The following is a 7,099-nucleotide window of genomic DNA, read 5'->3' on the forward strand; positions in this document are numbered from 1 at the left end:
ATACGCATGGAAAACGTCACTATCGTCGGCACCGAAGACGACCTGCTGATCCTCGCCAACGGCTCGGGCGACCGATTCGCTCTCGCCATCGACGAGGTGCTGCAGCGTGAGATCCGTCGTGCCCGCCGCAAGCAGACTGACGAGGCTCCCCGGCCCACGGCCAGTCCCCGGGAGATTCAGGCACACATCCGCTCGGGACTCACCGCGGCCGAGGCCGCGGAACTGCTGGGAATCGCCGTTGACGAGGTCGCCCGTTTCGAGGGTCCCGTCCTCGCCGAGCGTGAACACGTCATCGGCCAGGCACTGTCTGTACCCGTCCTGATCGGGAGCGAGGTCGAGCCTGCTGCCCAGCCGACCTTCGGCGCCGCGATCCGCTCGAAACTCGCCGACCTCAGCGCCACGGGCGAGCGTTGGGCGAGCTGGAAGGAAGAATCCGGCTGGATCGTCAAGCTGGAGTTCACCGCGAACGAGGTCGCCCACGACGCGCGCTGGAGCTTCGAAGCCCGGCACAACGCGCTCTCGCCGCTCAACGCAGACGCCACCCAACTCTCGCGCCAGGGGTCGTTGCCCGAGGGCCTCATTCCGCGTCTACGCGCGGTAGACAGCGAGCGCACGGCATCGCCGTACAAGGACGACAGTCGATTCGACTCCGGCGCATTCGGTCCCCGGCTGCTCCCGCCGACCGATGAGGACGGCGATGAGCTCCAGGTGCCAGAGCGTTCCGGTCCGGCCGTGCAGGATGCGGCGATGAAACGCGCGCCCGATGAGTCGGTCACGAGTGCCGAGACCGCCGATCTGTTGGAGGCCCTGCGCCGTCGCCGCGGACAGCGCGAGAGCGCACCGCTGGTCGATGACGATGTTCCGTCATCCGGTACACCGGGGAACCACAGAGACGACACCCCCATCGCACTCTTCGACGCGCTTGAGACCGACGACCAGGCCGATGATCGGGGCACAGAACCCGTTCGAGAAGGACAGAGCAACGAGAGCTCGGGACGCCGCCGCCGCCGAGGTGCAATGCCCTCCTGGGACGAGATCGTCTTCGGAGCCCGCACAGACGACTGAGCGGTCGCGTCATCACGCGGCGAACGCACCGCGTCGGATATAGGGCACCTGTCGTTCTTCTGGCGTGAGGGCGCCGTGCTGGCCGACCATCCCGCGGCCGCGCTGGTCGGCGGCTGTTCCGTCATAGAACGCCCTGTTGCCCCGCGCGAGAACGAGGACATCGCCGATACGCGCACGGGCTTCTTCGGTCACGCGGTGGCCGAACAGCCCGGCGCCGATCGCCTCCTCACGGCTCAGCACATCGGCGTCTCGCCCGGATTCACGGCGCCATGCCTGCACGACGGCATCCGGCAGGGCATCCGCTTCAACATAGAGATGGAGCATGCGCGGTTCCCCACCGAAGTGACGCACCCCATCCAGCCGTGCGTCACCGCCGTCCAGGACCGTGTGCCGGTGGGCAGGAACATCGATCATGCCGTGATCGGCTGTGATCAACACACCGACACCGCGCGGCGGGGTCACGGAGACGGCCGCATCGAGTTCTTCCAGCGCATGCAGCCAGCCCTCTGACGCCACCCCATGTCTATGCCCGGCCTTATCGACTTCGGGCAGGTAGCAGTACACGAGCGACCCGGGTTGATCCGCGGCGAGTTGGTAAGCGATTGCGACGCGTTCCGCCGGGGTCTGTGCCGACACGAAACTCGCACCGCGGAGCGTGGCTCGGGTGAAACCGCTGTTCGCATAGGCTGCGATGCCGACGGCGAAGCTTGCGATGCCGAGATCGCCAGCCTGCTCGAAGACAGTCGGCTCAGGCTGCCAGGTAGTGGGGTCAATGCCGTGGCCATCCCACCCCGAGAGTTGATTGACGAGGACGTCGCTCTCATGATCGAGGACGTTGTACCCGACGAGTCCGTGTATGCCCGGCTCAACACCGGTGAGCGCGCTCGTCAGAGCCGCCGCCGTGGTGGTGGGAAACACGGAATACGCGACATCCTTCTTCCCCACTCCGGACGTCAGATGCCGTGCGTGTCCGGCGTGCCCGCGCAACTGGATCGCGCCCAAGCCGTCGAGCACGATCAACACGACCGATCGAGCCGGTCGCAGTGCGCCGTCGCTGCCCTGCAGACTCGCGATCAGGTCGCCCGCCACCCCGGTCAGGCTCCGGGATGACGCAGGGGTGGCCGGTAATATGAAGGACACCCGATCAGTCTTTCACAGGCCCCGCACCACTCAGGAAGTCCATGCCGAGCACCGAATCCGCCGAGCCCGTCGAGGAGCGAATCCAGGACATCGATCTGTCCAACGAGATGCAGGGGTCTTTCCTCGAGTACGCGTACTCGGTGATCTACTCCCGCGCGCTGCCCGATGCGCGTGACGGCCTGAAGCCTGTGCAGCGACGCATCCTCTATCAGATGGCAGAGATGGGGCTCCGCCCGGATCGCGGCCACGTCAAGAGCGCCCGTGTCGTCGGCGAGGTCATGGGAAAGCTTCACCCGCATGGCGATTCCGCGATCTATGACGCCCTCGTGCGCCTGTCGCAAGATTTCGCCCTGCGTGTGCCGCTCGTCGACGGTCACGGCAACTTCGGCTCACTCGATGACGGTCCCGCGGCGTCTCGCTACACCGAGGCGCGGCTCGCCCCGCCCGCCCTCGCACTCACCGAGAGCCTGGATGAGGACGTCGTCGACTTCGTCCCGAACTATGACGGGCAATTCCAGCAGCCTTCCGTGCTGCCGGCGGCGTTCCCGAACCTGCTGGTCAATGGCGCGAGCGGTATCGCGGTCGGCATGGCGACGAACATGGCGCCGCACAACCTCATCGAGGTCGTCGCCGCCGCCACACACCTGCTTGAGAATCCGGATGCCTCGACAGAAGAACTCATGGAGTTCGTGCCGGGGCCGGACTTCCCCTCTGGCGGCATCCTCATGGGTCTCGACGGCGTGAAGGACGCCTATGCCAACGGACGTGGCGCGTTGCGCGTGCGCGGCAAAGTGTCCGTGGAGCCGATCGGGCCGCGACGCACCGGCATCATCGTCACTGAGCTCCCCTACATGGTGGGCCCGGAACGACTGATCGAGAAGATTCGCGACGCCGTTCAGGCCAAGAAGCTCCAGGGCATCAGTGACGTCGATGACTTCACTGATCGAGCAAACGGTCTTCGAGTGCAGATCGGCATCAAGACCGGCTTCGATCCGAATGCCGTGCTCGAACAGCTTTACCGACTCACACCGCTGGAAGACTCCTTCAGCATCAACAACGTCGCCCTTGTCGACGGGCAGCCGCGCACGCTCGGGCTGAAAGAGATGCTGAGCGTCTACGTCGGCCACCGGATCGACGTGATCACGCGTCGTAGCCGGTTCCGTCTCGCACGCCGTGAAGAGCGCCTGCACCTTGTCGAGGGTCTGCTGATCGCGATCCTCGACATCGACGAGGTCATTCAGGTCATTCGTTCATCGGACGACTCTGAACAGGCTCGCGACCGATTGCAGCAGATCTTCGATCTGTCCGAGCTGCAGGCCGAGTACATCCTGGAGCTTCGGCTTCGGCGTCTGACGAAGTTCTCGCGCATCGAGCTGGAAGCCGAGCGCGACAAACTTCAGGCCGAGATCGCCGAACTGCGCGAACTGCTGGGGAGCGAAGCTCTGTTGCGTGCGCAGGTCGCGCGTGAACTGGACGCCGCCGCAGAGGCCTATGGCACCCCCCGCCGTACGCTGCTGCTCAACGCCGCTCCCCCGAAGCCGCGCAGCTCGAAGACGCCCGTCGACCTGCAGATTGCCGACACACCGACCGTCGTCGTCCTGTCGACGACGGGAAAAGCGGTGCGCGTCGACCTTGCGGATGGCCAGTCGCTGTCGCCGGCGCCGCGCCGCAGCAAGCACGATGCCGTCCTGACGACGATGACGACGACGACGCGCAGCGAGATCGGAGCTGTCACCACGGCCGGACGCGTGCTGCGATTCTCCCCCGTCGATCTGCCGTCGGCGCCCTCCTCTTCGGTGCATCTGTCGGCAGGCGTCGCCCTGCGTGATTACGTCGGCCTGCTGGACAAGAGCGAGCGCGTCATCGGTCTGTTGCGGTTCGACGACGACACCCCGTTCGCGATCGGAACGCGTGCCGGTGTCGTCAAGCGCATCGTGCCGAGCGCTCTCGCTGTGCGACCCGAGACCGAGGTGATCGGCCTGAAGCCCGGCGACGCGGTCGTGGGTGCGGCACCCGCCCCCGATACGCACGAACTCGTCTTCATCTCCTCCGACGCGCGCCTGCTGCACTTTTCTGCATCCGCGGTGCGTCCGCAGGGCGGAGCCGCCGGCGGCATGGCGGGGGTCAAGCTCTCTTCCGACGCGGAGGTCATCGCGTTCTCGGTCGTGACGAGCCCCGACGATGCGGTCGTCGTGACGATCTCAGGCGCTGGCGGCACGATCGCGGGAACCGACACCGGCCGCGCGAAGGTCTCACTGTTCACCGAGTTCCCTGCCAAGGGCCGCGCCACCGGTGGTGTGCGAGCTCATGCGTTCTTGAAGGGCGAAGATCGATTGCGACTGGCGTGGGCCGGCCCGTCGAACGCCCTCGCGGTGGGTAGCGACGGTTCAGCGCGCACACTCCCGGAGACCGGTGCGAAGCGGGATGCCTCGGGACAGCTGCTGGACGCCGTGATCGGCTCGGTGGGCACGCTCCTCGGCGGTTGACGCGTTCCCTGACACGCGTGACGCCAAGCGAGCCCGACTACGCCGAATCGGGACAGTGGCGGGCAGCGACGCCGCTGTCAGGCGTCGATCGACTCCCGCGAGAGCTGGTCTGACGAGTCGACGATGAACTCGCGGCGTGGCGCGACCTCGTTGCCCATCAGCAGTTCGAACACGCGGCCTGCGGCCTCGGCATCCTCTACCCGAACCCGGCGCAACAACCTTCCTGACTTATCCATCGTGGTGTTCGCGAGCTGATCGGCATCCATCTCGCCCAAGCCTTTGTAACGCTGGATCGGTTCGTGCCAGCGCTTGTTCGACCGGCGAAGCTTGGTCAGCAGCGTATGCAGTTCTTGCTCGCTGTAGGTGTAGATCGTCTCGTTCGGCTTCGAACCAGGGTTAATGACGATCACACGATGCAGCGGCGGAACAGCGGCGAACACTCGTCCCTCTTCGATCAGCGGCCGCATGTACCGGAAGAACAGCGTCAGCAGCAGCGTTCGGATGTGCGCGCCGTCCACGTCGGCATCGCTCATCAGAATGATCTTTCCGTAACGTGCTGCTTCGATGTCGAAGGTGCGACCGGAACCGGCGCCGATCGTCTGGATGATGGCTGCGCACTCGGCGTTGGAGAGCATGTCACCGATCGATGCGCGCTGAACGTTGAGGATCTTTCCTCGGATGGGCAGCAGCGCCTGTACCTCGCTGTTGCGAGCACGGCGCGCGGTTCCGAGAGCAGAGTCACCCTCGACGATGAACAGCTCGGTTCGCTCGACATCGTTCGATCGGCAGTCGACGAGCTTACTGGGAAGAGACGACGACTCCAGCGCGTTCTTGCGTCGCTGAGTCTCTTTGTGGGCGCGCGCAGAGACGCGCGCCTTCATCTCGGAGACGACCTTCTCAAGCAGCTGGCTGGCCTGGTTCTTGTCGTCGCGCTTGTTCGACGCGAACCGAGCGCCGAGCTCTTTGCGCAGCACCTGGGCGACGATCTGGCGTACAGCTGGCGTGCCGAGAACCTCTTTGGTCTGTCCTTCGAACTGCGGCTCGGGAACCTCGACGGTGAGAACCGCGGTGAGCCCGGCCAGCACATCGTCCTTCTCGACCTTGTCGTTGCCGACCTTGAGCCGGCGAGAGTTCTGATCGACCTGCGCGCGCAGCACCTTCAGCAGCTCTTGTTCGAAACCCTGTTGGTGGGTGCCGCCCTTGGGCGTGGCGATGATGTTCACGAACGAACGCGTGACCGTGTCGTAGCCGGTGCCCCAGCGCATCGCCAGGTCGACGCGGCATTCGCGCTCGACCTCGGTGGAGACCATATGGCCGTCAGCTTGCAGCACCGGCACCGTCTCGGTGAAAGTCCCTGTCCCCTGGACGCGCCAGGTGTCGGTGATGGGAGGGTCGATCGCGAGATAGTCGACGAACTCGGAGATTCCCCCCTGGTAGAGGTAGGCCGATTCTGTCGGATCCGCATCCTCCTCGCCAGCGACCCCACGCTCATCACGAATGACGATCTCGAGCCCCGGAACGAGAAAGGCCGTCTGTCGTGCGCGCGTTTCGAGCTCGCCCAGTTGGAAGGCGGCATCCTTTGTGAAAATCTGCCTATCGGCCCAGTAACGCACGCGCGTTCCGGTGACACCGCGCGGTGCCTTGCCGACGACCTGCAGTTCGCTGCTCTTCTCGAACGGTGTGAACGGTGCGTCCGGCCGCTTGTCACCGGCGTCTGTGAAGACTCCGGGCTCACCACGGTGGAACGACATGCCGTAGGTTTTACCGCCACGGTCGACCTCGACATCGAGCCGTTCGGACAGCGCGTTGACCACCGAAGCACCGACACCGTGCAGACCGCCGGAAGCCGCGTACGAGCCGCCGCCGAACTTTCCACCCGCGTGCAGCTTGGTGAAGACGACCTCGACCCCGCTCAGGCCCGTGCGTGGTTCGATGTCCACGGGCACGCCGCGCCCACGGTCGCGCACCTCGACGCTGCCGTCGGCGTGCAAGATGACCTCGATCCGAGAGCCGTTTCCGGCAACGGCCTCATCCACGGCATTATCGATGATCTCCCACAGGCAGTGCATGAGGCCCGGTGAGCCGTTGGAGCCGATGTACATGCCGGGTCGCTTGCGAACCGCTTCGAGGCCTTCAAGTACCTGAAGATGATGTGCGGAATACTCGGCGGTCACAAAGATCAATTCTATTCGCGCATGCCGATCACGGCGCGCAGACACTCCCCACCGGCGGTATGCTCGCGCGCCGTGCGTACGCGGTGAGCGAAACACGCCGCCTTCCCGGCATGCCATACAGCTTCGCGTGGTTGTATTGAGCACATCACAAACCGACGCCGATACCCGAGGAGGCACCGAGATGAACGCTACAACCGAACGTGAGACCTCCACTGTCGAGTACCGTCTGAGCGC

At 65.2% G+C, this 7,099-nt stretch carries 4 protein-coding genes; 2 read left to right on the top strand and 2 right to left on the bottom strand.

What is annotated here, in order from left to right:
* Positions 1-6: 6 nt before the first annotated feature.
* On the top strand, positions 7-1,065 hold the full coding sequence (gene sepH, locus Q1J95_RS03000; protein WP_300265785.1) for a septation protein SepH: 1,059 nt from the start codon (positions 7-9) through the stop codon (positions 1,063-1,065).
* 12 nt (positions 1,066-1,077) lie between these two features.
* Here the strand turns inward: sepH and Q1J95_RS03005 are convergent, their stop codons facing one another.
* Complete coding sequence (locus Q1J95_RS03005; protein ID WP_300265786.1) at positions 1,078-2,154, bottom strand: alkaline phosphatase family protein; 1,077 nt, start codon at positions 2,152-2,154, stop codon at positions 1,078-1,080.
* 92 nt (positions 2,155-2,246) lie between these two features.
* Between Q1J95_RS03005 and Q1J95_RS03010 the strand changes: the two genes are divergently transcribed.
* Positions 2,247-4,691, top strand: a complete 2,445-nt coding sequence (locus Q1J95_RS03010) for a DNA topoisomerase IV subunit A (protein ID WP_300265787.1) — start codon at positions 2,247-2,249, stop codon at positions 4,689-4,691.
* 77 nt (positions 4,692-4,768) lie between these two features.
* Here the strand turns inward: Q1J95_RS03010 and Q1J95_RS03015 are convergent, their stop codons facing one another.
* Complete coding sequence (locus Q1J95_RS03015; RefSeq protein ID WP_300265788.1) at positions 4,769-6,865, bottom strand: DNA topoisomerase IV subunit B; 2,097 nt, start codon at positions 6,863-6,865, stop codon at positions 4,769-4,771.
* Positions 6,866-7,099 lie beyond the last annotated feature (234 nt).

It is taken from the genome of Microbacterium sp., assembly GCF_029263575.1.
In the GTDB taxonomy this organism is placed as follows: Bacteria; Actinomycetota; Actinomycetes; order Actinomycetales; family Microbacteriaceae; genus Microbacterium.

What these genes read in the sequence shown, in the direction of transcription:
- sepH (WP_300265785.1), top strand. Translation starts at nt 7, where the DNA reads ATGGAAAACGTCACTATCGTCGGCACCGAAGACGACCTGCTGATCCTC.
- Q1J95_RS03010 (WP_300265787.1), top strand. Translation starts at nt 2,247, where the DNA reads ATGCCGAGCACCGAATCCGCCGAGCCCGTCGAGGAGCGAATCCAGGAC.